Source organism: Stenotrophomonas sp. STEN083 (assembly GCF_056759195.1).
The window spans coordinates 12,923-38,286 of record NZ_JBRRCU010000022.1; the positions used below are offsets into that span (position 1 = coordinate 12,923).

A 25,364-nucleotide genomic window follows, 5' to 3' on the forward strand; every position below is an offset into this window, starting at 1 on the left:
GGCGCGTCCCAGCTAAGGAGTTGGTGCCAATGATACGCATCCGTCCAGGTGATCTTCTGGCGATCAAGGAACGCGACCGCTACTACTACTGTCTGGTGCTCTCGCGTCAGATCATGGGCGGTGGGCAACTGGTTCATGCCTTTTACTTCACAAGCGAGTCCCTTGTTCCGGCAGATGAATTGCTCACCAGGAATCCGCAAGGGTTCCATCGCATTACCGACTTCATCGCCTGCAACCGATCCGGATCTTTGGCCCGCATTGCGGCGCGGGTTCCAACGGATGCGTTCGATGGGGTGGACCTATTCCGCCAGGACAGCCCAAGTTACGGTAGAGACCGCACTTGGGCAATCTGGAACCGCGAATCCCAGGTTGTTCGCAAACCGGTTGAGTTGACCGCTGAGGAATGGGGATATCCCATCTTCCTTTGCTCCCTGCACCACAGCATGTGCGATCAAATTGACGGGCGCTGGCACCCTTCGCATGACAGGGTGTGCTGATGGTTCATTCCAACCAGACCCGCTCCGTACTGCGAGTTGAGCCAGGAATTGGCGGCCATGAAACAGTTCATCGCAGCCCTGATTCTGGCTGCATCTCTCGGCATCCCGGCCGAAATACCGAACCCATCCGCCCATAGCCTTGCTGTTGCGCCACGCTCCTGCCAACCCATAACGGTTTCAACGGCTCAAGGTTTCCTGAAGTATGCAGGTGCATACCAGGAGCCAGTTGGCCCGCACTTTTTCAGCGCGTGGCATTGGTACCAATAGTTCATACATGGCGGGCGCTTCTCGCGGCGGGGCGTAGCTCAGGATGGCACTCATGTCTGTTTCTTCAGGAAAAGTACAAACAGCCATTATTGGTGGACTGGCGCTATTGCTCGCCGGAAAGTGTTGGACCGAGTCGTTCTACCTGCGGATCATCCCAACGGAGATTGGCATCAGCTATCCGCTTGCTCGCGGCGGCGTATCAGGCTTCCGAGAGGGCTGTGGAGCCGCGGTTTACCGGCTCGACCGGGAAACCACCCAAGGCATCGCACAGCGCGGGCTGGAGTTCTTTCCCGCAACCAGCCACTCACGCAAATCGGCCGACCCTTATCACACGTTTGATGCGTGGCGCCCCACACCGGATGCTGCCCTCATCGATGACGATCAGACCTTGCTGTCGCCTGGCCTGGAATGCGCTGGGCTTGATACGCAACTGAAAGAACAAATCGAGAGGGCGTCGCGTACCAAGGGATCCTTTTACACTCATGGGCCAGAAAAGGTACTCATCGTCATACCAGAGCTGCGCCTGATCGTGCTTGCCTACAACGGATAGGCTTGCGTAGCTCATGCAAGCCATGTGCGTCATTGACCAATAGCCGGCTGGCCTTTCGGCGAAGTCTTCGCGCTACTGTCGAATCCCCATGCCTCTTCGCGCCCACTTCATTCTAAGCACACACAGCGCAGCAAGACTGGGGCGTCCTCCACGAGACCGTCCTGTGCTTGCTTTTCAACTCCCTCTGGTTGACGCATTGAGCAGCTTGCTCCCATTGGAATGAAGAACTCACATGCGGTCATAGGCGGGTTTACCTTGTACTTCACCATCCTGCTTGCAGCGGACATCCTTCTTCCACCCAAGGTGATCGAAGACAGGTTTCGTCCTTCATACACAGTGCAAGGTGGAGCCGTGTACTACCACACCTGCTGCACGGGTGGCGGCAGCGACTCCTGTACTCCAGCATCTGCACCGTCAGCACTTTCCGGAACGGCGGTTCTGATAAAGCGCTCCAGATTGTTCGGCCGCTGCACGGTCGAGCCACTGTGGCGTGAGCCCACTCCCTGCCAATGCCCATGATCGATACTGCACCTGCCAAACTTTATTCAAACCGTCCTTCTTATCGAAAGACAGGGTTGCGGAAACCTCGTTCACAAACTGTGCCGTCATCGCACATCAGGCCCTGATTCGGGCGCAACGCAGGCCTTCGGCCAATCTTTTGCTACGTATCCGCATCTGACACACTCTCCAGCCGGCACGCCGATCCGTCTGTTTCGCTGCAAGGTGGAGCTCCATGTCTTCAGATCCAACACGTTCCGTGAACCTGCCCAGGTTGATGCCTCTATGTTTCCGGAGTAGGGCGCCGCGCAGTACGTCGCCAATCGGGAGAGGTTGGCAGTGTTCGTCATTGCGTAACTTCCGCGGTTGTACGCTTAAGTTGAGCGTTGCTGGCAAGGATCGGAGGACGGCGAGGCGATCGCAGGACTGGATGGGGCCGGAGAGATCATCTCGTTGAATCATCGGGATCCGGACGGTGTCAGCTTGCTGGACAGGCAGGATGATCTGCAGGGCAACCTGCAACCAGAGCGCGCTACCGACTGAAGCGGTATTCACATGGGCGTAGATGTTGCTTTGATTGAATAGCCGCAGGGCGTCCCCCATCGAGCCGAAACCACGATGGCTGCCCCTTGGCGCCAGCCATCGCCACCTGGATCACCTTTGGAGAACCACCATGAAACGCGTAACCGGCATTGGCGGCATCTTCTTCAAATCGAATGATCCAAAAGCACTTTCCAACTGGTATCGCGAGCACCTCGGCCTGGATGTCAGCGACTGGGGAGGTGTGGTGTTTCAATGGGGCGGCACGGATAGCCAAGCGGGTGCGACGATCTGGAGTCCGTTTGCTGCAGACACCAGTTATATGACGCCTTCCACTGCGTCCTTCATGATCAACTTCCGCGTGGATGACTTGGATGCACTGCTGGCGGCACTGCGCAGCGAAGGCTGCAATGTCGTCGGCGAGCTGCAAAGCTCCGAACAAGGCAAGTTCGGCTGGGTGATGGACCCCGAAGGCAACAAGGTCGAGCTGTGGGAACCGCCTGCCGGGCAGTAGGCAACAGCATCGTCTATTGCTTGCATGCACGGTTGATATGACGCTCACGATTCACTGACGCCTGGATCTTTCTCTGCTGGTTGCCCGCTGCCACGAAAGTTTCCGGAATTTTCTACGCGTGTATTGCAACCCGCTTAGGGCCAGAACGGGTTGCGATACACAACCCGTCGCTCCGCTGTTCAAACCGGATGGGCAACTGAAGCGTCGTGCTTTTTTTGCGCCGCCCATCAATCAATACACGCTTACATGCCGCGTCTACGCCAACTCATGCCCAGTTGTAACAAGGCGATATGACAAAACTCTCGTATCCTCTCCGCTCGAAAGACAGCGACATTGATTACGGCTTTCGCCGCGGCGCAACGCAGCGCTATTTATCGCTGCAGCTCTTTTGCGTGGCTTTGATCAATGCACTCGCTTCGGTTGAAAAGGCTATAGGAGAGTGTCATGTACGACGGGCGCCGCTCCCGCAAAACCGGGTACGCAGACTTCGGGCATTACGATACAAGGGAGAAATGCGAAGCTGGGGTGCAGCGACGCGAGCTGGCTTTCCTGCATTTGATCCCGGAAGAGCTTGGTGGTGATCGTAATGTGGACAACATGGTGTTTGTGCCCATTTGGGTTGCGGAACAGAAGCGCAGAATCGACAACACCACGGTGCTGCCACTGATACGTGCGGGCAAGCTGAGTCGCTACGCGGCCAAGCCCATCTACCGAGGCAGAAGTTTCATCCCTGCGGAGATCGCGATACATGCGCATGACCCGGCAGGCTTCGCGACCACGATCGACATCTGGTAGCCGCATCGCGTCGCTGTCATGGCAATGATCGCAAGCGTCCAGGCAGCTGTGCAGCGATAAACACAGCGGTGCAAGGGCTCGCGCGATTGTCGATGATATGCCCTTGTATGGACGGCTGCATATCTTCCGGCTGTATATGCGGTGCCACTCTCGACAAGGACGTGGGAGTGGCTCCGCACCCGATACCGATCAACCTGCAGTCGAACCGGGTCCTGTCGCCTATCGCGGTTCCATCATCAGCCAGGTGCGGCCAACTGCTCCGCGACAACGCTGGTCACCGCAACTCAATCTACTTGGCGCCACTGCCCCGGCTGGAGTTCACCCAGGGAATACGGCCCCATCACCGCCCGCACCAGCCGCAGCGTCGGCAAGCCTACCGCAGCGGTCATGCGCCGGACTTGGCGGTTGCGACCTTCGCGCAGGGTGATTGCCAGCCAGCTGTCCGGCACGGTCTTGCGGAACCGTACGGGCGGGTTCCGCTCCCATAGGCTGGGGGCTGCAGCCAGCAGCTCAACGCGCGCAGGCAGGGTTGGGCCATCGTTGAGCTGCACGCCATCACGCAGCGCCTGCAGCTTCTCTTCGGTTGGCACGCCTTCAACCTGCACCCAATACGTTTTTGGCTGCTTGTGGCGTGGGTCAGTCAGGCGATGGGCGAGGTTGCCATCATCGGTAAGCAGCAGCAGGCCTTCGCTGTCGTAGTCCAGGCGACCCGCCGCATACACGTTCGGCGGCAGACCGAAACCGGCCAGGGTCGCACGCGGCGGTTGGCTGCGGTCCGTGAACTGGCACAGCACGTTGAACGGTTTATTGAAGGCGATAAGCATGTAATACGGGTATTCGGGAAGTAGGTTGAAGATGCATTGCTGGCTGCGCGCGACGATCTTCCGGCGCGCGCCGGTTTGAGTTCCGTGCGGCCAACAGCGTGGCCGCACATTGTCTCACCCTCCCCTCTCCAAGCCCTATTCCCTGCGCGGTTACTGCTTCACGAAGCGCAGCGTCATGCGGTCGCTTTCGCCGATGGCCTTGTACTTGGCAGCATCTGCGGCGTCATGGCTGTTGGACGGCGGCAGCGTCCATACACCCTTGGGGTAGTCCTTGGTATCGCGCGGGTTGGCATTGACCTCGCTGCTGCCAGCCAGCTTGAAGCCTGCGGCTTCGGCCATGGTGATTATCTGCGCCTGACCAACATAGCCGCTGCCGTCATCGGCCGGCACATCAGCCTTGGCACGGTGCTCGACCACACCGAGGGTGCCGCCTGGCTTGAGCACGTCAAAGAAGGCCTTGAACATGCCCTCGGCCTGGCCAGAGGAACGCCAGTTGTGGACATTGCGGAAGGTCAGCACCACATCCGCCGAGCCCGGTGCGCCCAGCACCGGGGCCGCCGGGTCGTAGGCGACCTCGGTGGCGCGGTCGAACTGGGCCGGGGACGCGGCGAACTTCTTGCTCAGGCCATCGCGCGAGCGCTGCTGGTAATCGCGGCCGCCGCCGGCCGGCAATGCAGCCGGATCAACCACAGCGGCAACATACTTGCCGCCATCGCGCAGATAGGGTGCAAGAATCTCGGAATACCAGCCGCCGCCGGGTGTAATTTCGATGACCGTCTGCGTCGGTTGCAGGCCGAAGAAGGCCAGGGTCTGCGCTGGGTGACGGTATTCGTCGCGCAGCACATTGGCCGGTGTGCGCCAGCTGCCGGCAATGGCTGCCTGCAGCTGCGGCGACACCTGTGTGTCAGCAGTGCTGGCAGCGGCTTCATGGGCCAGCGCAGTGCCGGCAGACAGGGTGCTGGCAAGCGCCAGCAGACAGGCACACAACAGCGGGGCGGGCTTCTTCATGCGGAATTCCGTCGGTTGAAACGGCGAGCCTAGCACGCGGCTGCAAGTGCAATGCAGCATGCAATTGTTTACTTCCCGTTAGCGTGGAAACCGCTCACGGAACGCTGTATTCACGACGTTGCCACGGAATTGGAACGCATGCCGTCTATGCTGTTGAACTGAACAACAAAGGAGCAACGCATGCCCCAGTCACGCGAACTTGGCCGCTCGGGTCTCCATGTCAGCCCCATCGCTTTCGGTGGCAACGTTTTCGGCTGGAGTGCCGATGAGAAAACATCCTTTAGTCTGCTCGATGCATTCGTCGATGCCGGCTTCAACCTGATCGATACCGCCGATGTCTATCCGGCATGGGTGCCGGGCAACCGCGGCGGCGAATCGGAGACCATCATCGGCCGCTGGCTGCAGCGCAGCGGCAAGCGCGACAAGGTGGTGATTGCAACCAAGGTTGCGAAGTGGGCGGAGCATCCGGGCCTGTCGGCTGACAACATCAACGAAGCGGTTGAGGATTCGCTGCGTCGCCTGCAGACCGAAGTGATCGATCTTTACCAGGCGCACGAAGACGATGAATCGGTGCCGCTGGAAGAAAGCCTGGGCGCGTTCGCGCGGCTGATCGAGGCGGGCAAGGTGCGTGCGATTGGCGCATCCAACTACAGCGCTGAGCGCCTGCGTGATGCGCTCAAGGTATCCGCCGACTATCACCTGCCGCGCTACGAAACCCTGCAGCCCGAGTACAACCTCTACGACCGCAGCGGATACGAAGCCGAGCTGGAACCGCTTGCGCGTGATCACCGCATCGGCGTGATCAGTTATTACTCGCTGGCCAGCGGCTTTCTCACTGGCAAATACCGCAGCGCCGATGACGTAGGCAAGAGCACGGCACGCGGGGCGAAAGTGGCTGATCGCTACCTCAACCCGCGTGGCCTGCGCATTCTGCAGGCGCTGGATGATGTGGCTGCCAGCCACAAGGCGACGCCGGCTCAGGTGGCGTTGGCATGGTTGATCGCACGCCCGGGCGTCACCGCGCCCATCGTCAGTGCCACCAGTGTGCAGCAGCTGCAGGAAGTGCTGGCAGCGGCGCAACTTGGCTTGAGCCCGGATCAGGTCGCGCAATTGGATGCGGCCAGCGCGGAAAGCTGAATTGGGCGAGTTGCGCCCCCCCCTGCCCGCGCCGTAGGATCGACCGGACAGGGGGTAGACCGCTAACGGAGTCCTACCCATGCAGACCGCACCTACAGCCCAGCGCAGCATCGATCGCCACGCCGAACTGACTTACTGGCGCGGCGTGCATGCCATCGGCCATCTTGGCCAGCACGAGTTCGACCACTACCAGCGCCTGCTGGAAATGGGTTACGACGTGTACCAGGCCTATCCACGCGCCAACGAAGAACAGCTCTACAAAGTGCTGCAGGACAGCTACCACCGGCATAGCCCGGCGCTGGCGGTTTCCTGGGATGAAGCACGTTGGTTGGTGCGGCATGCTTGGCATCATGCTCAGCAGCACTGAGCAAGGTAACCGATTTGGTTTTGTTGGAGCGGCGCTGGGTGGCCTCGGGCCATGAGTCGCGAAGCTGCTGCAACGCCGGAAGCTGAAGCGCCTACCCCTCCCCAGCCCTCCCCTTGGCTTCGCCAAAGGGAGGGAGCAGAAGCGTAGTGCCGAGCCATGCTCGGCAGGGGCTTTCCCGGCGGCAATAAACGGCGCGCACGGCAGCATCCGGCATCATCGGATCACACGCATGCTGGTGGTTTTGACGATGTCAGCTTCGCGGTTTACGCCGCTCCCACAGCAGGTGATGCCATCGCATCGGCCAGGTAATCCAGGAACGAGCTGATACGCGCGGATACCGCGGTGTTGCGGTAGTACACGGCGTGGATGGGCTGGCGTGTGTCCAGCGTGTGCTTCGGCAACACCTGCACCAGCTGGCCACGCGCACGCGCGGCTTCGGTGAGGAAGTCGGACAGGCAGACGATGCCGACGCCCTCCATAGCCAACCGGTGCAGGATCTCGCCGCTGGATACCGCCAATGCGGGTCGCACGTGCAGGCGCTCGCCGTCGTCACCCTGCAATGGCCAATGATTCAGCGAATCCGGTTCGTTGAAGCCCAGCAAGGTGTGCGTCTGCAGCTGCGCCACGTCCTTCGGTGTGCCGTGCTGCTGCAGGTAAACCGGGCTGGCCAGCACACGCAGGCGGCTGTGGCCCAGGGGTCGTGCATGCAGGGTGGAGTCGGCCAGCGGGCCAATGCGGATTGCAACGTCGGTGCGCCGTTCCAGCAGGTCGATGTAGCGCTCGCTGCTGTTGAGCTCCAACGCCACCTGCGGGTAGCGCGCGCGGTAGCCAGCCACCAGCGGTGCGATCACGTGCAGCATGAACGGCATCGCCGCATCCACACGCAATCGCCCCGAAGGTGTGCCCCGGCGCGCTGCGATCAGTTCTTCGGCCTCGTCCACCGAGGCGACGATGGCACGCGCCTGTGCGAGAAACGTTTCGCCTTCGTCGGTGAGCTGCAGGCGGCGGGTGGTGCGGGTCAACAGCGTGGTGCCGAGCTTCTCTTCAAGTCGTCCCAGCGCCCGGCTGACACCCGAGGTGGTCTGGCCCAGCTGCTCGGCCGCAGCGGTGATCGAACCGGTGTCGATCACCGCGATGAAGGCCTGCATCTCATCCAGGGTGGTTTTCATCGGTGCGGCCAGGTGGGGATGGAATATTGTTGATTTTAAATCAATAGTTATTGGTGGGAAACCGCATTTTTCAGCAAGAGTTCCACCGTCAGACTGCGCAGCCCTTTCCAAGGATTCGCCCATGTCACGCGGTATTCCCCTTGCCTTGCTGGCGCTGACGCTGGGTGCGTTCGCCATCGGCACCACCGAGTTCGTCATCGTCGGGTTGATCCCGACCATTGCCGCCGACCTGCATGTCAGCCTGCCCTCGGCTGGCCTGCTGGTTTCCCTGTATGCGCTTGGCGTTGCGGTAGGTGCACCGGTGCTCACCGCTCTGACCGGACGGGTGCCGCGCAAGGCCTTGCTGGTGGCGCTGATGCTGCTGTTCACCGTCGGCAACCTGATCGCGTGGATGGCACCGGGCTATGGCTCGTTGATCGTGGCGCGGGTGTTGACCGGCTTGGCACACGGCGTGTTCTTCTCGATCGGCTCAATCATCGCCACCTCGGTGGTGCCCAAGGACAAGGCCGCCAGCGCGATCGCGATCATGTTCACCGGGCTGACGGTGGCGCTGGTGACCGGCGTGCCGCTGGGCACCTTCATCGGCCAGCACCTGGGCTGGCGTGCAACCTTCCTCGCGGTGGCTGCGTTGGGCGTGATCGCCCTGCTCGGTAGCCTGCTGTTCGTGCCACGCGACCTGCCGCGCAGCACGCCGGCCACGTTCGGCCAGCAGTTCGCGGTGCTGGCGCAGCCTCGGCTGTTGCTGGTCTATGCAATGACTGCACTGGGCTATGGCGGCACCTTCCTGTCCTTCACCTTCCTCGCCTCGATCCTGCAGGACGTCAGCGGCTTCTCGGCCAATGCGGTGAGCGCGGTGCTGCTGGTCTACGGCGTGTCGGTGGCGATCGGCAATCTGTGGGGCGGGCGACTGGCTGACCGTCGCGGTCCAATTCCTGCACTGACGCTGATCTTCGGTTTGCTGGCGCTGGTGCTGCTGGTGCTCACCTTCACCGCTTACAACCACTGGTTGGTGCTGCTGACGGTGCTGGCGTTGGGCGCGGTGGCCTTCGGCAATGTGCCGGGCCTGCAGGTGTATGTAGTCAAGCAGGCACAGCGCTTCGTGCCGCAGGCAACCGATGTCGCCTCCGGCCTGAACATCGCCGCCTTCAACATCGGCATCGCGCTCGGTGCATCGCTCGGCGGCCTGGTGGTCGATCACATCGGCCTGATGCACACGCCGTGGATTGGTGCGTTGGTGGTGCTGGGTGCGCTGGCACTGACTGTACTGAGCGGCCGCCTGGATCGCCGCGACGGATTGGATGTGCGCGCCAACGGCATTGCCGTGAGCGTGCACTGACTGAACACGCTGTTACTCCCTCTTACCTTTTCGTTCGCGCTGCACAGCGTAGCCTGTATGCGCGAATTTCTGGAGATTTGAATGACTATTCCTGCTATTGGCCTTGGCACCTATCGCCTCAAGGATCAGGTCCTGACGGACTCCGTGCACAACGCACTGGACCTTGGCTACCGTGCTTTCGACACCGCGCAGATCTACGAGAATGAAGCCGATCTGGGTGCGGCAATCGCCAGCGGCATGGTGCCGCGCGAGCAGCTGTTCCTGACCACCAAGATCTGGATCAGCAACTTCCATCACGATGATCTGCTTGCCAGCCTGCGCGAGAGCCTGCGCAAGCTGCGCACCGATCACGTCGACCTGACCCTGATCCACTGGCCCTCGCCAAAGGACGAAGTGCCGATGGCCGAGTTCCTGGGTGCGCTGCGCGAAGCCAAGGCGCTGGGTTTGACCAAGGCGATTGGTGTTTCCAACTTCACCATCGACCTGACCCGTCAGGCCATCGCCATCCTCGGTGCCGATGCCTTTGCCACCAACCAGATCGAAGTTCATCCCTATCTGCAGAACCGTGCCTTGATCGCCTATCTGCGTGAGCAGGGCATCCATGTCACCGCGTTCATGAGCCTGGCCTATGGCGCGGTGCTGAAGGACCCGGTGATCCAGGCCATTGCCGACAAGCACCAGGCAAGCACTGCACAGGTCGCCTTGGCGTGGGCGCTGCAGCAGGGCTATGCGGTGATTCCGTCATCGACCAAGCGCGAGAACCTTGCCGGCAACCTGCAGGCGGCGCAGCTGCATCTGGATGCTGAAGACATGGCACGGATCGCGGAACTGGATCGCGGCGAGCGTGTAGCCAATCCAGGTATCGCGCCGGCATGGGATTGAAACGCGGCTCCTGAGTAAAGCCATGGCGGGCCGGCTATACCTGCCCGCCATGCTTCGAGACGCTGCGATTGTGGCGTTGTTAGCGAATACGCGACGCCAACTCTTGCGCCAAGGTTTCCAATAACAGGCTGACCGTTGGCAGCTCGCGTCGGCGCTTCATCCAGGCCAAGCTGAGTGGCAGGCCTTGGCTGGCCAGATGCGGCAGCACTTCCACCAGCGCGCCATCCTCAAGATGGCTGCGTACCAGCCAGGTCGGCAGCTGCACGATGCCGCTACCGACCAGCGCCGCGGTGACTTGCCCTTCGCCATCACCCACCACCAGCGGTGACGGCATCATCTGCTGCTCCACCTCGCCGGGCACCGCAGCTGCGAAGCGCCACGGACTGACCGAGCCATCGGCGCGTCCGTAGGCGATGCAGCGATGCGTCAGCAGGTCCTCGCGCGCTTTCGGCACACCATGTGCCGCCAGATAGGCAGGAGACGCACAGAACACGTGCTGCTCATGGCCCAGCAGTCGATGCTCGACCAACGACGACCACGCATCAGGACCGCCGATGCGCACGATGATGTCGACGCCATCCTCGACCGGATCGATAAAGCGGTCCGAGAACGACACCTGCGGCCGAGTTAGCGGATAGGCCTGGGCAAAACCCAGGATGATCGGCAAGACCTGCAAGCGGCCGAATGCGGCCGGCAGATCAATTCGCACTCGTCCACTTGGCTCATCATCCTCAGCCCGCAGCAACACCTCGGCTTCCTCAAGGTTCGCCAACACCTCGGTGCAGGTCCGGTAGAAGGCGATGCCCGCGTCGGTAAGTGACATGCGCCGCGTGGTGCGATGGAACAACGTGCGACCCAATCGTTCTTCCAATCGCGCAATCGACTTGCCGACCGCCGAAGCGGTGAGGTGCAACCGCTCAGCTGCCGCGGTGAAGCTGCCTGCGTCGGCAACACAGACGAAGACGTCGAGGCCTTTCAGGCGTTCAGAGGGGTGCATGCGGCGGGCTTCGCTATTGAAGAATCAAGTTCCGCAATGTTGGTAAAAAGCATCGCGTAACGGAACGTGCGTCCACGATAGGCTGGGCGCCCTCTTCCATCAACCCTCCAAGGCAGCAATGAGCCAACAACGCCCCACCGTCCTCGTCACCGGTGCCACTGGCCAGATCGGCGCCGAAACCTTGAAAAACCTGTTGCTGGAAGATGCGGTCACGCCGGTTGCGGCAGTGCGCTCGTCAGCCAAGGCCGCCGCCTTGCAGGCGCAGGGAATCCGCACTGTCATGCTCGATTTCGATCGTGACGACACGCTGCTGCCCGCGCTGCAAGGCATTGATCGGGTATTCCTGGTCACCGGTTACAGCGTAGACATGCTGCGCCAGAGCAAGGTCTTCCTCGATGCTGCAAAGCACGCCGGCGTACAGCATGTGGTGCACCTGGGTGCCTGCGGTGGCGATGACGCCAGCATCGGGCATTGGGCCTGGCATCAGCTGGTGGAGCGCTACATCGAGTGGCACGGTTTCTCGTTCACCCATCTCCGGCCGGAGGCCTTCATGCAGAACCTGCTGAGCTACGACGGCACCCGCGCGATAGTCGACGGCGTCATCCGCCAGTACACCGGCGATGCGCGCTTCAGCTGGGTCGACGGCGATGACGTCGCTGCGGTAGCCGCACAGGCGCTGGCGTGGCCGCAGCGGCATGCCGGGCAGACCTATCGCCTGGGCTACGACGCCATGTCCTATGGTGAGGTTGCCGCGCTGATGACGGATCTGCTTGGCCAGCCATTCCGCTACGAGGCGCTGAGCCCGGATGTGTTCCTGGAGGACATGCGCGCGGCCGGTGCCGAGATGGCCTACATGAACTGCGTGCGCGACAACTTCCAGCGGGTCGCCGAGCGGCGGGTGCCTGGCATCGAAGCCACCTTCGACAACTTCCCGGCCATCACCGGCCGCGAGCCGGTGCGCTGGACGGAGTTCATACGCAAACACCGTGCTGCGTTTGCGTACTGAACTGCGGGGCTCAGGCGCTTGCTGGGATTAGTCGTCGATACCCTGCAGCAACCACGCACGCATCGCTGCGTTCACTTCCGCAGGCTTTTCCAAGGGCGCGAGATGGCCGCAGTCCTCGATCACCACCAGCGCTGATTGCGGCATCAGCGCGGCCATCTGCTCGCTTACGGGCAGCGGCGTGATCGCATCGTTGCGACCGCAGACAATCAAGGCCGGGCCCTGCCAATCGCGCAGGACCTCGCTGCCATCGCTGCGTTGCAGCTGGCTCTGGCGCAGGAATACTTCAGCGCCGAGACGTGCAGTCATGCTGCGTACGGTATCCACCAGCGCATGGTCATCCAGGCGCGAGGCGTCGATGTAGCTGCGCATCAGCTTGTCGCCGAAACCATGGAAGGTGCCGGGCAGACGCACGCTGTTCTGCTGGGCCACGCGTTGAGCGGCGCGCTCGGGCGAATCGGGTTTGAACGAGGTATCCAGCAGGGCCAGCTTGAGTACCCGCTGCGGTGCGATACGGAGGATTTCCTGGGCGACGTAGCCACCGAGGGAGAAGCCGGCCAGGGCGAACTGTGCGGGTGCCTTGGCAAGTACATCTTCGGCGACGGCACGCATGTTGGTTTGCTGGGTGAGATCGCCGACCTCGCAGTCGGCGATGTCGGTGAGCGCTTCGAGCTGGGCCTGCCAGAGTGTGGCGTCGTTGAGCAGGCCGGGCAGCAGTAGCAGCGGGATTCTGGCTGCTGGGTTCTGGTTCGTTTGCATGGCGCTATTGTCGCGCCTTGGGGTGGTTCGGGGGGTGACGGGGTGGGGTTGGGCAACTGCCAAAGCCAGAGCCAAAGCACCCCTCCCCAGCCCTCCCCTGCGCTATGCGCAGGGGAGGGAGCGAAGCAGAGCACCCCTCCCCGGCCCTCCCCTTGCCTACGGCAAAGGGAGGGAGACAAGCCGCCCCCTCCCTTGCGCGTAGCGCAGGGGAGGGTTGGGGAGGGGTGCCTTTGGCTCTTGGCCTTCAGCTCTCAGCTCTTAACCCCACCCACCGGCAGCGTCACATTCATGATGGTCGAGTCATCCGGGTCAGCCTTCACCTTGAAACCCAGGCTCTGGCACATCGCCAGCATGGTGCTGTTCTCACGCAGCACTTGCCCTTCCACTACGTTCAAACCCAGCCAGCTGGCGTACTCGATCATGATCTGCATCAGCTTCCAGCCGATGCCGTGACCCTTCAGGTCCGAGCGGATCAGGATGCCGTACTCGCCGCGGTTGTAATCGGCATCGGCGTGCAGGCGCACCGCGCCGAGCATTTCGCCGGTCTTGGGATCAATCGCCACCAGTGCGATCGAGCGCGCGTAATCCAGCTGAGTCAGGCGGGCAATGAACTCGTGGCTGAAATGCTTCACCGACTGGAAGAAACGCAGGCGCAGATCATCGTCGGTGACGCGTGCGAAGAAGGCACGGAACAAGCCATCGTCCTCTGGTCGCACCGGGCGAAGGAAGGCTTTGCCACCATCGGATAGATCTATCGTGCGCTCCCACTCGGTGGGATACGGGAAAATCGCGAAACGCGGATGACCGCGGCCCTTGTGCAGGCGCTTGACCGGGGTGATGGCGACACGTGCGTCGAGCGCGATCACGCCATTGCGATCGGCCAGTAGCGGATTGAGATCCAGCGTGCGGATCTCTGGAATATCCGCCGCCAGCTGCGCCAGCTTGACCAGCACCATTGCCACCGCACGCTCGTCCGCCGCCGGTACGTCACCGTAAGCCTTGAGGATGCGTGAGACGCGGGTGCGGCCGATTACTTCATGTGCAAGTCGCAGATCCAGCGGCGGCAACGCCAAGGTCTTGTCGTCGATCACTTCCACTGCGGTACCACCACGGCCGAACACGACCACAGGGCCGAATACCGGATCGTCGGCAATGCCGGCGATCAGCTCGCGTGCCTTGGGCCGGGTCAGGCTGGGTTGCACCAGCACGCCTTCGATGCGCGCCTGCGGGCGCTTCTCACGGGCGCGCTGCAGGATGGTGGTTGCCGCGGACTGCACCGCACGCAGGCTGCCCAGGTTCAAGCGCACACCATCGACTTCGGATTTGTGCGGGATGTCCGGCGAGAAAATCTTCACCGCCACGCTCATGCCCTGCTCCAGCATCGGCTGCGCCAGGTCCATTGCTTCGTGCGGATCACGCGCAACCATCACTTCCAACGACGGTATGCCGTAGGCCTGCAGCAGTTTGTGCGTGGCAACCGGGTCCAGCCATTGCTGATCGTTGGCCAACGCCGCCTCGACCAGCACGCGTGCAGCCGGCACATCCACCACGAAATCTGCTGGCAGGCTGGGCGGCGTTTCCATCAGCGCGGTCTGCGCCTCGCGGTAACGCACCAGATGCTGGAAACCACGCACGGCGTCGGCTTCGGTTGGATAGGTCGGTACGCGCGCGGTGTTGAGGGTGACCGTGGCGCGGTCGTCATTGCCCAGCCATACCGCGAACACAGGCTTGTCGCGCAGCTGCCGCGAGCGCTGCCCCAGCGTGGTGGTCAGCGCCTGCGCGGCCTCGGCCGAGGAAGTGAACGCAGTCGGCACGTTGATCACCAACACCGCGTCGTTGGCGTCGTCGGACAGCAGCGCTTCAATCGCGGAGGCGTAACGGCCGCCATCGGCATCGACCACGATGTCGACCGGGTTGTCACGCGACCAGCCCTGCGGCAGAGCCTTGTCCAGCAGTTCGATGGTGGCCGGCGACAGCTCGGCCAGGCTGCCGCCCAGCGCCTGCAGTTGATCCACCGCCAGTCGACCAACACCACCACCATTGCTGAGGATCGCCAGACGGCGACCCGGGAAGGTTCCAAGCCGGCCCAGGGTCTCGGCTGCGGTGAACAGTTCGTCCAGTGCATTCACCCGCAGAAGACCAGCGCGGTTGAAGGCTGCGCCGTAGACCGCGTCGGAATCGGCCAACGCCTGCGAATGGGTGGTGGTTACTTCATCACTGCCGCGCGGCTTGCGCCCGGATTTGACCACCACTACGGGTTTTGCGCGGGCGGCGGCACGTGCGGCCGACATGAACTTGCGCGCGTCGCTGATCTGGTCGACGTAGAGCAGGATTGCGCGGGTGCGGTAGTCGCTGGCGAAGTAATCGAGCAGATCGCCGAAGTCGACGTCCAGCGCATCGCCCAGCGACACCACCGCCGAGAAACCGACCGAACGCGCCACGCCCCATTCCACTAGCGCGGCGGCTATCGCGCTGGATTCGGAGATCAACGCCAAATCGCCGGCCTGCGGCGTGTGCGCGGCGATGCTGGCATTGAGCCGTGCATGTGGGGCGATGACGCCCAGGCAATGCGGGCCGAGCACGCGCATGCCCTTGGGCCGTGCGGCGGCTTCCACCTGTGCAGCCAAGGAGCCCGGACCCTTGCCCAGGCCGGAAGTAAGGATGATGGCGGCGGCCACGCCCAGTTCGGCCGCTTGCGCAACCACCTGCGGCAACAGCGTTGCCGGCACGGTGATGACCACCAGATCCGGAATCCACGGCAGGTCCTTGAGCTTCTTGACCGTGCGCATACCGTCGATTTCGGCATAGCGCGGGCTGACCCAGCCGATCTGCCCGGCGAAGCCGCCAGCGCGCAGATTGCGGACCACCGCGCGGCCGGCGGAACGATCGCGTGGGCTGCCGCCAATCACTGCCACCGAGCGGGGGCGAAATACGGTCTGCAGGTGGTAGGTGCTCATTGCGACGCCTGTTGCGGGTACCGGGTCAAAGGTACACGGCTGCGGTGCTGGGTGGGCTGCGTTGGATCAAAGTGGGGGTGTTTTGGGGTGTTGGTGGGTGCGGTCTTGATTATTGCGAAGAGCACCCCTCCCCGGCCCTCCCCTGCGCTGCGCGCAAGGGAGGGAGACAAGCTGCCCCTCCATTGCGCGTAGCACAGCGGAGGGTTTGTTTTTGCCCCCTCCCTTTGGCGTAGCCAAGGGGAGGGTTGGGGAGGGGTGTTTTTTGCGTTTGTCGTTGGGTTTGCCGGTAAAGCTCCTGCCGAGCATGGCTCGGCACTACATTCAGAGCAGCGTTCCGCCGAGGATCATTGCGGCGATGCTGAAATAGATCACCAGGCCGGTGACATCCACCAGCGTTGCCACGAACGGGGCCGAGGCGCTGGCCGGGTCGAAGCCCAGGCGCTTGAGCACGAACGGCAGCATCGAGCCGGACAGGGAACCGAAGGTGACGATGCCGATCAGGGCCGCACCGATGGTCACCGCCAGCAGCTTCCAGTGCTCGCCGTAGTCGTGCAGGCCGGCCAGCTGCCAGACGGTGATGCGGATGATCGCCAAGCTGCCGAGGATCGCGCCCAACACAACGCCGGTCGGCAGCTCGCGTAGGGCGACCTTCCACCAGTCGCGCAGGCGCAGCTCGCGCAGCGCCAGCGAGCGGATCAGCAGCGAGGTCGCCTGTGAGCCGGAGTTGCCACCCGAGCTCATGATCAGCGGGATGAACAAGGTCAGCACCACCGCACGCGCCAGCTCGTCCTCATAGTGCTGCATGGCGCTGGCGGTGAGCATTTCGCCGAGGAACAGCACGCTCAACCAGCCGGCACGCTTGCGCAGCATCTCCAGGAAACCGATCTGCATGTACGGCTTGTCCAGGGCTTCCACACCACCGAACTTGTGCACGTCCTCGGTGGATTCATCGATCAACGCATCGAGGATGTCGTCGACGGTAACAATGCCCAGCATCTGCTGCTGCGCATCCACCACCGGGATCGCCAGCAGGTCGTGGCGGCGGATCAGCTGCGCTACCTCTTCCTGGTCCAGCAAGGCATCCACGGTCACCGGCGGATTGACCTGGGCAACCGACAGGATCGAATCCCCCGGCTCGCCGGTGATCAGCCGCCGCATCGTCACCACCTGCTGCAGCTGGCGGGTCTGCGGGTCCAGCACATAGATGGCGTAGACCGTCTCGCGGCTGCGCTCCACTTCGCGGATGTGCTGCAGGGTCTGCGCCACCGTCCAGTCTGCCGGCACGCCGACAAACTCGGTGGTCATCAAGGCACCGGCGGTGTTGGGTGGATAGCTCAGCAGCAGCTGGATCGAGCGCCGCGCCTCCGGTGCCAGCAGCGGGATCAGCCGCGCGCGCTCGGCATCATCCAGCTCATGGACGATGTCGGTGGCACGGTCGTCGGCCATCAGCCCCAGCAGGGCTGCGGCGCGGGCCGGTGGCAACGCTGCGATCAGTTCACCCGCATGCTGCAGCTCAGGGGCTTCCAGCAGTTTGACCGCACGCGGCAAAGACAATGCCGCCAGGGTATTGGCCGCAAGTGGCAATGGCAGGGCGTTGAGGTACTCCACCGCGTCGGCGGTGTTGTAATCGGCCAAGGGCGCGCTCAGCGTGGCTGCGTCCACCACTGGCCGCAGAAATTGCTTCTGGTTCATGTTGATTCGCCTGTTCTGGATTGCGACCGCAACGCCAGCACAGGGCGAACCAGCCCTGTCAGGCGGTTGCCGTCGCTGGTGTCGACGATCGCGATCGACTTCTACTGTCGCTGGACATGGGTTGGACTCCGGAAAGGTGCTGCGCGGTTCTACCGGCAGCGGCGCGAGTCTGGTCCTGTTGGCCGGCGGGGTCAAGCCTGCATCGCTGCATCCCAACAACGGAGGGCTTCTGTTCGCATTCACTCACGGCACAGTCCGCATAATGTGAAATCCTCGGTAGGCAGCTGCCCGACCGGTCAGCTGAATCAATCAAGGAATCCCAATAAATGCATGGCACCGGTCTCGAATTAGCCTTGGTACTGCTGCTGGCGGCGGTCATCGCCGTGCCGGTATTCAAGCGCTTCGGCTTGGGTGCGGTGCTGGGCTATCTGGCCGCTGGCGTGGTGCTCGGCCCGCATGTGCTGGGCTTCGTGCAGGACGCCGACCGCATCCTCAATGCCGCCGAGATCGGCGTGGTGATGCTGTTGTTCGTGATCGGGCTGGAACTGTCACCGTCGCGGCTGATGGTGATGCGGCGGCCGGTGTTCGGTGCCGGCACGGTGCAGGTGCTGCTCAGTGCGATGGTGTTGGGCGGTTTGCTGCTGCTCAATCACTTCTCGTGGAAGAGCGCGTTGGTGATCGGCACCGCGCTGGCATTGTCATCTACTGCGGTTGGCCTGCAGCTGCTGTCCGAGCACAAGGCACTCAACTCCGACTATGGCCGGCTCGGCTTCGCCATCCTGCTGTTCCAGGATCTGGTCGCCATTCCCTTGCTGGCCGCCATTCCCCTGCTGGGCGGGGTCAAGAACGAAACCCTGAGCTGGCAGGATGCCTCCATCGCCCTCGGCGCGCTGATGCTGGTGATCGTGCTCGGCCGGCCCATGCTGCGCCAGCTGTTCAATATCGTTGCACGCACGCGAATGCCGGAAGTGTTCACCGCCACCGCCTTGCTGGTGGTGTTGGGCACGGCCTGGTTCATGGCCGAGGCAGGGCTCAGCGCCAGCCTGGGCGCCTTCATCGCCGGCGTATTGCTGGCCGACTCCGAATTCCGCCACGAGATCGAGTCGCAGATCGAGCCGTTCAAGGGCCTGCTGCTCGGCCTGTTCTTCATCGCCGTTGGCATGGGCATCGACCTGAAGCGGGTTGCCGCCGAACCCGAGATCATCGCGCTGGGCGTGGTCATCCTGCTGGCGGTGAAGTTTTCCATCCTGATCGCGCTGGGCCTGGCCGCGCGTCTGTCGCTGCGCAATGCGCTGATGCTGGGCAGTGTGTTGTGGCTGGGCGGCGAGTTCGCCTTCGTGGTGTTCAACGAAGCCGAGCGTGCGCATCTGCTTGGGCGGATCAACCACGACCGGCTGGTGGCGGTGGTAAGCCTGTCGATGGCGATCACGCCATTGTTGCTGCTCGCGCTGCAGCGCACATTGCAGCTCAAACCGCCGGCGCGCCCGGCGCAACCCGAACCGGATGAAACGCTGAAGGATGCCGGGGCGCAGCGGCCGCAGGTGTTGATTGCCGGCATGGGCCGCTTCGGCCAGATCGTCGGGCGCTTGCTGACCGCGCAGCGCATTCCGTTTGTGGCCTTGGAAGCCGACCCGGACACGGTCAAGGACCTGCGCCGCTTCGGCAACCAGTTGTATTACGGCGACCCTACCCGCCCCGATCTGCTGCGCGCGGCAGGCGCCGAGCACATCCGCGTGTTCGTGATGGCAATGGACGACCCGGACACCAATCTGCGTGCGGTACGGCTGGTGCGACGCATGTATCCCAAGGCGACCGTGCTGGCGCGTGCGCGCAACCGCCAGCACGCGTGGAAGCTGCTGGACATGTCGGCCGAACCGTTCCGCGAGGTATTCGGCTCCAGCCTTGAAGCCAGCGAACGGGTGCTGACCGCGCTCGGCTTTCCGGAAAATGTCGCGCGCGACCACGTGCAACGATTCCGCGAGCACGATGAAGCACTGCTCAAGGCGCAGCATCTGGTCTACGACGACGAGGTGGCGGTGATGCAGACCTCGCGCGATGCCCGCGCTGATTTGATGCATCTGTTCGAAGCCGATGCCAGTGACAGCACGACGGTGAAGCCGTCCAACGACAAGGATTGAGGCGGCCTGGGCTGGCGTTGTTCTGTGCGCGCTGTGCGCGCTGTGGGAGCTGTGGGAGTTGTGGTAGCGGCGTAAGCCGCGAAGCTGATGGTGCTGAAGGCCTTGGCAGCTTTGCTATCTGATGATGTGGTGGCTTCGCGGCTTACGCCCCTCCCACAAAAATGAAGCTGATGGTGCTGAAGTCGTTGGTATCCATGTGATCTGCTGATATTGCGGCTTCGCGGCTTACGCCGCTCCTACAAATGCAGCCGCAACACACCGGCCTCATGGAAAGGGCGCCTTGCGGCGCCCTTTTGCTTACTTGCGCCGCTGGGCCGGCACGAAGACTTCGTTGACCGCGGCCGCCAGCTGATCCGGCGGCAACAGGCCCTGGTCGAGCAGGAAATTGTTGAATGCCAGCCGATCGAACTTATCGCCCAATGCCAGCTCGGTCTGCATGCGCAGCTCCATGATGCGGGTGTAGCCGTAGAAGTAGCTGCAGGCCTGGCCCGGCGAACGCACCGTGTAGCGGTCCAGTTCCTGCGTGGTCATAGCCTCGGACAGACCCACGCCTTCCACCAGTACCTTGCGGGCGCGCTCGCGGTCGGTCTGGCCCAGGTTGAGTGCGGGGTCGAGCATGGCGCGGGCGGCGCGCAGCAGGCGGAACTGCAACGCGATCATCTGCCCGTCCAGCGGCTCGAACGGCACCATCTCGGCTTCGGCATACAGCGCCCAACCTTCAACATTCACCGAGTTGAAGGCGAACATGGTGCGCGCCAGCGAGATGCCGCGCTCGACCATCGCCGCGAACTGCAGGTCGTGGCCGGGGCGGCCTTCGTGCGCGCTCAGCGTCCATGCCGCCGAACCGAAGTTGAAGTCGTCGTACTGCGCCTTCTCACCCGAGGCCGGGTTACCCAGCGGCAGCACGAAGGTGCCCTGCTGGCCGGTGTTGCCGACCAGCGGTGCCGGCAGGTAATGCGGAGCAGGCGAAGCCGCACTTTCGGCCTCACTGCCCAGGCGCATCTGCAGCGGGCGCTGCGGCACGTCGACGATGCCCTGCTTGTGGATGATCGGATCGATCGCATCGATGACGCTGCGGTAATGCGATTCCAGCTGATCGTTGCCGATCTTGTCCTGCTTCAGCGCGCGGATCACCGCCACGTAATCGGTGTTGTCGGCGACCTTCAAACCCTTGGCCTGCACCACCAGCGGTGCCAGCTGGCGCATCATCGCGCGGGTTTCCATGTATTCGAGCTGGGCCCGCTGCATCAGCAGGGTCGGATCGATGTCCACGCCCACCTCCTTGAGCTGGAAGGCATACAGCTCGGCCGGCAGACGGTTGTCGGTGCGCGCCTTCGGCAGCACCTCCTTGCTGGTCCAGGCGATGTAATCCTTCATCTGCGTGGACAGCTCGGCCAGCGAGGCATCGGCGCCGTCAATCTTGTACTTGGCAAACAGCTTGCCGATGCCGGCAATGTAGGTATCGACATTGGCCAGCGCTTGATCCACTTCGATCCTGGTCGGCTGCAGCAGGTTCGGCGTGCCGCTCTTTTCCTCATAGCGCTGGCGCGCCAGCGTAGCCAGCGGCTGCGTGCCCGGTGCCTTGCCGAGATAGGCATTGAGGCGGTCCAGCGCCTTCGCCCGGCGCGCTTCGGGAACCTGGTCGGACAGCAGGCTGTTGATACCGCCGAATACTGCCTGCGGCACATCCACCCATGGCATCAGGTGTTGCTCGTTGAGGGTGCTGCTTTCGATGTTGCGCTCGGCGGCGCCGATCATGATCTCCAGATCCTGGCGCAGGTTCGGATCACGCTCCACCTGCAGCTTCTCGCGCAGCTGGTCACGTGCCTTGTTCATGGCGGCGCGGTAACGCCCGGTGTTGTCCGCGCGCAGATCGACGACCTTGTCGTCATAGCCGGGCACGCCGAAGAAGCTGGTCATTTCAGGCTGGAACGGCGCCTGCGCCTGTAACAGGATCTGCGCCAGTTCGTTGCTGCGCGCAACCCAGGCCGGGGCGGCGGGCGTGGTTTTGGTCGTGGCGGGTGCGGCGGCGGCGGATGCGGTGAGCGGCAGCGGCGCGGCCAGTGCAAGGGCGACTGCGAGGACGAGAGGCTTCATGGACAGCTCCGTAAGGGATGGGCTGACCGTACGCAGTCGTTGTCGGGGCGGCAAGGGTAGGAAGTGGGGGTATTGGGGGATTGCTGGTGCAAAAGCTCACCCCTCCCCAACCCTCCCCTTGGCCTTTGGCCAAAGGGAGGGCGCTGAGCGTTGCTCCCTCCCTTTCGCGCAGCGAAGGGGAGGGTTGGGGAGGGGTGCTTCTGGCTTTGGCCTGCAGCCCTCACCCACAAATCAAAACAGCAAAACGCCTCAAGGCTTCAAGCAACGCCCGAGGAAGTTCTCAGCCACACGGTAGCGATGCAACGCATCCGCGCCCGACAAACCATGCTTCGCCCCCGGATAGGTCATCAGCTCGAACGGCTGGCCACGCTTCTGCAGCGCGCTCATCAGGGCGGTCGAATTGGAGAACAGCACGTTGTCATCGGCCATGCCGTGGATCAGCAGCAGCGGCGAGGTCAGCCCGGCGATATGGGTGAGCACGCGTGCTTCGCGGTAGCCATCGACATTGGCCGCCGGCAGGTTCATGTAGCGCTCGGTGTAGTGGGTGTCGTACAGGCCCCAATCGGTAACCGGCGCACCAGCCACGCCACAGGCGTACTGGTCCGAGGCCTTGGCCAGCAGCATCAAGGTCATGTAACCGCCGTTGGACCAGCCCTGCACGCCGATGCGGCTGCCATCCACCCACGGCTGCGACTTCAGCCATTCCACGCCCTTGAGCTGGTCGGCCACTTCCACCGTGCCCTGCACGCCGTACAGCGCGCCGCCGAAGTCACGGCCACGACGCGGCGTGCCACGGTTGTCCAGCGAGAACACCACATAGCCGCGCTGGGCCAGGTACTGGTTGAACAGGTGATCACCACGACCCGGCCAGCTGTCGGTCACGGTCTGCGAGGCCGGGCCGCCGTACACGTAGACGGCAACCGGATACTTCTTCGCCGGGTCGAAGCCTTCCGGCTTGATCACGCTGTAATTCAGCGGGGTCTTGCCATCGGCCGCGGTCAGCGTGCCGTATTCGACCGGGCGCTGCGCGTCGCGGTACTTGGCATATGGATGGTTGGCGTCGGCCAGGTTGTTGTCCAGCAGGGTGGCGATCTTCTCGCCATTGGCCCGGAACAACTCGATCTGCGGCGGCGTGGTGCTGTTGGACCAGCTGTCCACATAGACGCTGCCGTTCTTGGCGAACGCGGCGCTGTGCATGCCCGGCGCCTGCGACAACTTCTTCGGCGTGCCACCGGCCAGCGGCACGGCATAGATTTCGCTGCGCAGCGCCGATTCAACGCCGGCACGGAAGTAGACGGTGCCAGCGTCTTCATCGACGGCCAGCAGCTCGTCCACCGGCCAGTTGCCCGAGGTCAGGACGGTCTGGTTGCGGCCATCAGCGCTGGACACATACAGGTGCTGGAAGCCGCTGCGCTCGGACGACCACAGGAAGCGTCCATCCTTGAGGAACTTCAGGCTGTTGTGCAGCGGCACCCAGGTCTTGGCAGTCTCGGTGACCAGTACCTGCTGCTTGCCGTCGGCCAGGTTGGCTTCGATCAGCTCCAGCGTGTGCTGGTCGCGGCTCTGGCGCTGGAAGGTGAGGTGCTGGGCATCGCGCCAGTTGACGCGGGTCAGGTAGATATCTTTCTGCTTGCCCAGGTCCACCCAGTTGGCCGCGGCATCAGCACGCGGCGCAATTACGCCCAGGGTGACCAGTACGTTCGGATCGCCGGCCGCCGGGTAGCGCTGCTCGATCATCTCCACGCGGTCGGCATACATCTCGTAACGCTTCTGCACCGGCACTGGCGATTCGTCGATGCGGGCGAAGGCAATGGCCGAGTCATCCGGTGCCCACCAATAACCGGTGTGGCGGTCCATTTCCTCGTCGGCGACGAATTCGGCCACACCGTTGCCGATGGTGGCGCTGCCGTCACGGGTCAGCTGCAGCTGCTTGCCGCTGGCCAGGTCGATCACCCACAGGTTGCGCTCGCGCACGAAGCTGACGAAGCCGCCCTTGGGCGAGAGCTTGGCGTCGGTGCTGAAGCCTTCGCCATTGGTGAGCTTGCGCACCGCAGCGCTGCCCTGCTTGCCCAGGTCGTAGAGGTAGAGCTCACCGCCCAACGGGAACAGCAGGGTCTGCGCATCCGGCGACCACTGGTAATCAACGATGCCGCTGAAGGCAGCGATGCGCTGGCGCTCGCGGCGGGCCTTCTCGGCATCGCTCAGGGTTTCAGTACCGGGCAGCACCACTTTGGAATCGACCAACAGCCGGGTCTGGCCGCTGGCGATGTCGTATTCCCACAGGTCCAGCTGCTTGACGTCGCTGTCCTTGCCGCGCAGGAAGGTGACCCGCGAACCGTCCGGGGCGACCTTGGGCTTCATCAACGTGGGGCCGGACAGCGGCGCCTTGCCGGTGATGGCTTCGAGGGTGAGCTTTTCAGCGTGGACAGCAGGGGTGGCTAGGATCATGGCAAGGGCTAGAAACAAGGGACGCATGGTTTACCTGTCAGAACAGCACGGATCTGACCATCCTAGCCGAGCACCGCCCGTACTGCCCCTGCCGTGCGTCAGTCTCGCTTGCCGAACAGCAGGCGCTTCTCCTCGTCACTAAGCGGCTGGCCGGCTTGCGGGTTCACCGTCGGCCCGACCGCGTAGGCGCGCTGGGTGGCCGGACGTTCGGCGATGGCCTGGTGCCAGCGGCGCAGGTGCGGGAAGGCGTCGAAGTCCACCGGCAGCTTGGCGTAGGCGCCAATCCACGGGTAGCTGGCCATGTCGGCAATGCCGTAGTCGTCGCCGCCAAGGAACGCCGACTCGGACAGGCGCTTGTCCATCACCCGGTGCAGGCGCCGTACCTCGCTGTCATAGCGCTCGATCGCGTAGGGGATGCGCTCCGGCGCGTAGACGTTGAAGTGGCCCATCTGCCCGCTCATCGGGCCGAGACCGCCCATCTGCCAGAACAACCACTCCAGAGTGGCGGCACGACCGCGCAGGTCAGCGGGGATGAAGCGACCGGTCTTCTCGGCCAGGTACAGCAGGATGGCGCCGGACTCGAACACGCTCAGCGGCGCGCCGCCATCGACCGGGGCATGGTCGACGATGGCCGGCATCTTGTTGTTTGGCGAGATTGCCAGGAATTCCGGCAGGAACTGGTCGCCCTTGCCGATGTTGACCGGGTGCACCCGGTACTCCAGCCCGGCCTCTTCAAGGAACAAGGTGATCTTGTGGCCATTCGGGGTGGGCCAGTAGTAAAGGTCGATCATGAATACGCCTCGGCAGAACCATCCTCAGGGGCCTCTACGGTAGCCGCTTGGCAGCCTTCCGGGCGACCGGTAACCTCCCCTGTTTCCGCAACGCACCA

21 protein-coding genes are annotated in these 25,364 nt (G+C 63.1%); 11 read left to right on the forward strand and 10 right to left on the reverse strand.

What is annotated here, in order from left to right; genetic code table 11:
• The first annotated feature begins 29 nt into the window (after positions 1 to 29).
• The 5 genes from ACVOK8_RS08865 to ACVOK8_RS08885 all read left to right on the forward strand — a co-directional run bounded on the left by ACVOK8_RS08865 (position 30) and on the right by ACVOK8_RS08885 (position 3,661).
• Complete coding sequence (locus ACVOK8_RS08865; protein ID WP_481566481.1) at positions 30 to 497, forward strand: hypothetical protein; 468 nt, start codon at positions 30 to 32, stop codon at positions 495 to 497.
• A gap of 57 nt (positions 498 to 554) precedes the next feature.
• Positions 555 to 764 carry a hypothetical protein gene (locus ACVOK8_RS08870; protein ID WP_481566482.1) on the forward strand — a complete coding sequence of 70 codons (210 nt, stop codon included), beginning with the start codon at positions 555 to 557 and terminating at the stop codon, positions 762 to 764.
• Between the two features lie 52 nt (positions 765 to 816).
• Positions 817 to 1,314 (forward strand): hypothetical protein, encoded by a 498-nt coding sequence (locus tag ACVOK8_RS08875; protein WP_481566483.1) that lies wholly within the window; start codon positions 817 to 819, stop codon positions 1,312 to 1,314.
• Positions 1,315 to 2,485: 1,171 nt separating this feature from the next.
• Complete coding sequence (locus ACVOK8_RS08880; RefSeq protein WP_481566484.1) at positions 2,486 to 2,866, forward strand: VOC family protein; 381 nt, start codon at positions 2,486 to 2,488, stop codon at positions 2,864 to 2,866.
• A gap of 444 nt (positions 2,867 to 3,310) precedes the next feature.
• Positions 3,311 to 3,661 (forward strand): hypothetical protein, encoded by a 351-nt coding sequence (locus ACVOK8_RS08885; RefSeq protein ID WP_481566485.1) that lies wholly within the window; start codon positions 3,311 to 3,313, stop codon positions 3,659 to 3,661.
• A gap of 284 nt (positions 3,662 to 3,945) precedes the next feature.
• Here the strand turns inward: ACVOK8_RS08885 and ACVOK8_RS08890 are convergent, their stop codons facing one another.
• Entirely contained in the window at positions 3,946 to 4,485 is a 540-nt protein-coding gene (locus ACVOK8_RS08890) for a pseudouridine synthase (protein ID WP_481566486.1), read from the reverse strand.
• 150 nt (positions 4,486 to 4,635) lie between these two features.
• The gene (locus ACVOK8_RS08895) at positions 4,636 to 5,493 is read right to left on the reverse strand and encodes a class I SAM-dependent methyltransferase (RefSeq protein WP_481566487.1); all 858 of its coding nucleotides are present in this window, start codon (positions 5,491 to 5,493) and stop codon (positions 4,636 to 4,638) included.
• A 180-nt stretch (positions 5,494 to 5,673) separates the two neighbouring features.
• Between ACVOK8_RS08895 and ACVOK8_RS08900 the strand changes: the two genes are divergently transcribed.
• Entirely contained in the window at positions 5,674 to 6,630 is a 957-nt protein-coding gene (locus tag ACVOK8_RS08900) for an aldo/keto reductase (RefSeq protein WP_481566488.1), read from the forward strand.
• A gap of 79 nt (positions 6,631 to 6,709) precedes the next feature.
• A complete protein-coding gene (locus ACVOK8_RS08905; RefSeq protein ID WP_481537133.1) occupies positions 6,710 to 6,997 on the forward strand; it encodes a hypothetical protein in 288 nt (95 codons plus the stop codon).
• Between the two features lie 263 nt (positions 6,998 to 7,260).
• Here ACVOK8_RS08905 and ACVOK8_RS08910 read toward each other — a convergent pair whose 3' ends face one another.
• Entirely contained in the window at positions 7,261 to 8,166 is a 906-nt protein-coding gene (locus ACVOK8_RS08910; protein WP_481566489.1) for a LysR substrate-binding domain-containing protein, read from the reverse strand.
• A gap of 121 nt (positions 8,167 to 8,287) precedes the next feature.
• Between ACVOK8_RS08910 and ACVOK8_RS08915 the strand changes: the two genes are divergently transcribed.
• Both ACVOK8_RS08915 and dkgB read left to right on the forward strand, forming a co-directional pair.
• Positions 8,288 to 9,502, forward strand: coding sequence for an MFS transporter (locus tag ACVOK8_RS08915; RefSeq protein ID WP_481566490.1), 1,215 nt, complete (start codon positions 8,288 to 8,290; stop codon positions 9,500 to 9,502).
• A gap of 81 nt (positions 9,503 to 9,583) precedes the next feature.
• Positions 9,584 to 10,384: a 2,5-didehydrogluconate reductase DkgB gene (dkgB, locus tag ACVOK8_RS08920; protein ID WP_481566491.1), complete on the forward strand. Its 801-nt coding sequence runs from the start codon at positions 9,584 to 9,586 to the stop codon at positions 10,382 to 10,384.
• A 79-nt stretch (positions 10,385 to 10,463) separates the two neighbouring features.
• Here the strand turns inward: dkgB and ACVOK8_RS08925 are convergent, their stop codons facing one another.
• Positions 10,464 to 11,381: a LysR family transcriptional regulator gene (locus ACVOK8_RS08925; RefSeq protein WP_481566492.1), complete on the reverse strand. Its 918-nt coding sequence runs from the start codon at positions 11,379 to 11,381 to the stop codon at positions 10,464 to 10,466.
• Between the two features lie 118 nt (positions 11,382 to 11,499).
• Between ACVOK8_RS08925 and ACVOK8_RS08930 the strand changes: the two genes are divergently transcribed.
• Entirely contained in the window at positions 11,500 to 12,387 is an 888-nt protein-coding gene (locus ACVOK8_RS08930; RefSeq protein ID WP_481566493.1) for an SDR family oxidoreductase, read from the forward strand.
• 27 nt (positions 12,388 to 12,414) lie between these two features.
• Here ACVOK8_RS08930 and ACVOK8_RS08935 read toward each other — a convergent pair whose 3' ends face one another.
• The 3 genes from ACVOK8_RS08935 to mgtE all read right to left on the reverse strand — a co-directional run bounded on the left by ACVOK8_RS08935 (position 12,415) and on the right by mgtE (position 17,792).
• Positions 12,415 to 13,143 (reverse strand): alpha/beta fold hydrolase, encoded by a 729-nt coding sequence (locus tag ACVOK8_RS08935; RefSeq protein WP_481566494.1) that lies wholly within the window; start codon positions 13,141 to 13,143, stop codon positions 12,415 to 12,417.
• A 251-nt stretch (positions 13,144 to 13,394) separates the two neighbouring features.
• Positions 13,395 to 16,100: a bifunctional acetate--CoA ligase family protein/GNAT family N-acetyltransferase gene (locus ACVOK8_RS08940; RefSeq protein ID WP_481566495.1), complete on the reverse strand. Its 2,706-nt coding sequence runs from the start codon at positions 16,098 to 16,100 to the stop codon at positions 13,395 to 13,397.
• Positions 16,101 to 16,421: 321 nt separating this feature from the next.
• Positions 16,422 to 17,792: a magnesium transporter gene (mgtE, locus tag ACVOK8_RS08945; protein ID WP_481566496.1), complete on the reverse strand. Its 1,371-nt coding sequence runs from the start codon at positions 17,790 to 17,792 to the stop codon at positions 16,422 to 16,424.
• A gap of 326 nt (positions 17,793 to 18,118) precedes the next feature.
• Here mgtE and ACVOK8_RS08950 point away from each other — a divergent pair, with 326 nt between their 5' ends.
• Complete coding sequence (locus ACVOK8_RS08950) at positions 18,119 to 19,930, forward strand: monovalent cation:proton antiporter-2 (CPA2) family protein (protein ID WP_481566497.1); 1,812 nt, start codon at positions 18,119 to 18,121, stop codon at positions 19,928 to 19,930.
• A 297-nt stretch (positions 19,931 to 20,227) separates the two neighbouring features.
• On the opposite strand, the gene ACVOK8_RS08955 is transcribed toward ACVOK8_RS08950, so the two are convergent.
• The 3 genes from ACVOK8_RS08955 to ACVOK8_RS08965 all read right to left on the reverse strand — a co-directional run bounded on the left by ACVOK8_RS08955 (position 20,228) and on the right by ACVOK8_RS08965 (position 25,266).
• Positions 20,228 to 22,027, reverse strand: coding sequence for a DUF885 domain-containing protein (locus ACVOK8_RS08955; RefSeq protein ID WP_481566498.1), 1,800 nt, complete (start codon positions 22,025 to 22,027; stop codon positions 20,228 to 20,230).
• 249 nt (positions 22,028 to 22,276) lie between these two features.
• Positions 22,277 to 24,502, reverse strand: a complete 2,226-nt coding sequence (locus tag ACVOK8_RS08960; RefSeq protein WP_481566499.1) for a S9 family peptidase — start codon at positions 24,500 to 24,502, stop codon at positions 22,277 to 22,279.
• A gap of 71 nt (positions 24,503 to 24,573) precedes the next feature.
• A complete protein-coding gene (locus ACVOK8_RS08965) occupies positions 24,574 to 25,266 on the reverse strand; it encodes a glutathione binding-like protein (RefSeq protein WP_481566500.1) in 693 nt (230 codons plus the stop codon).
• Positions 25,267 to 25,364 lie beyond the last annotated feature (98 nt).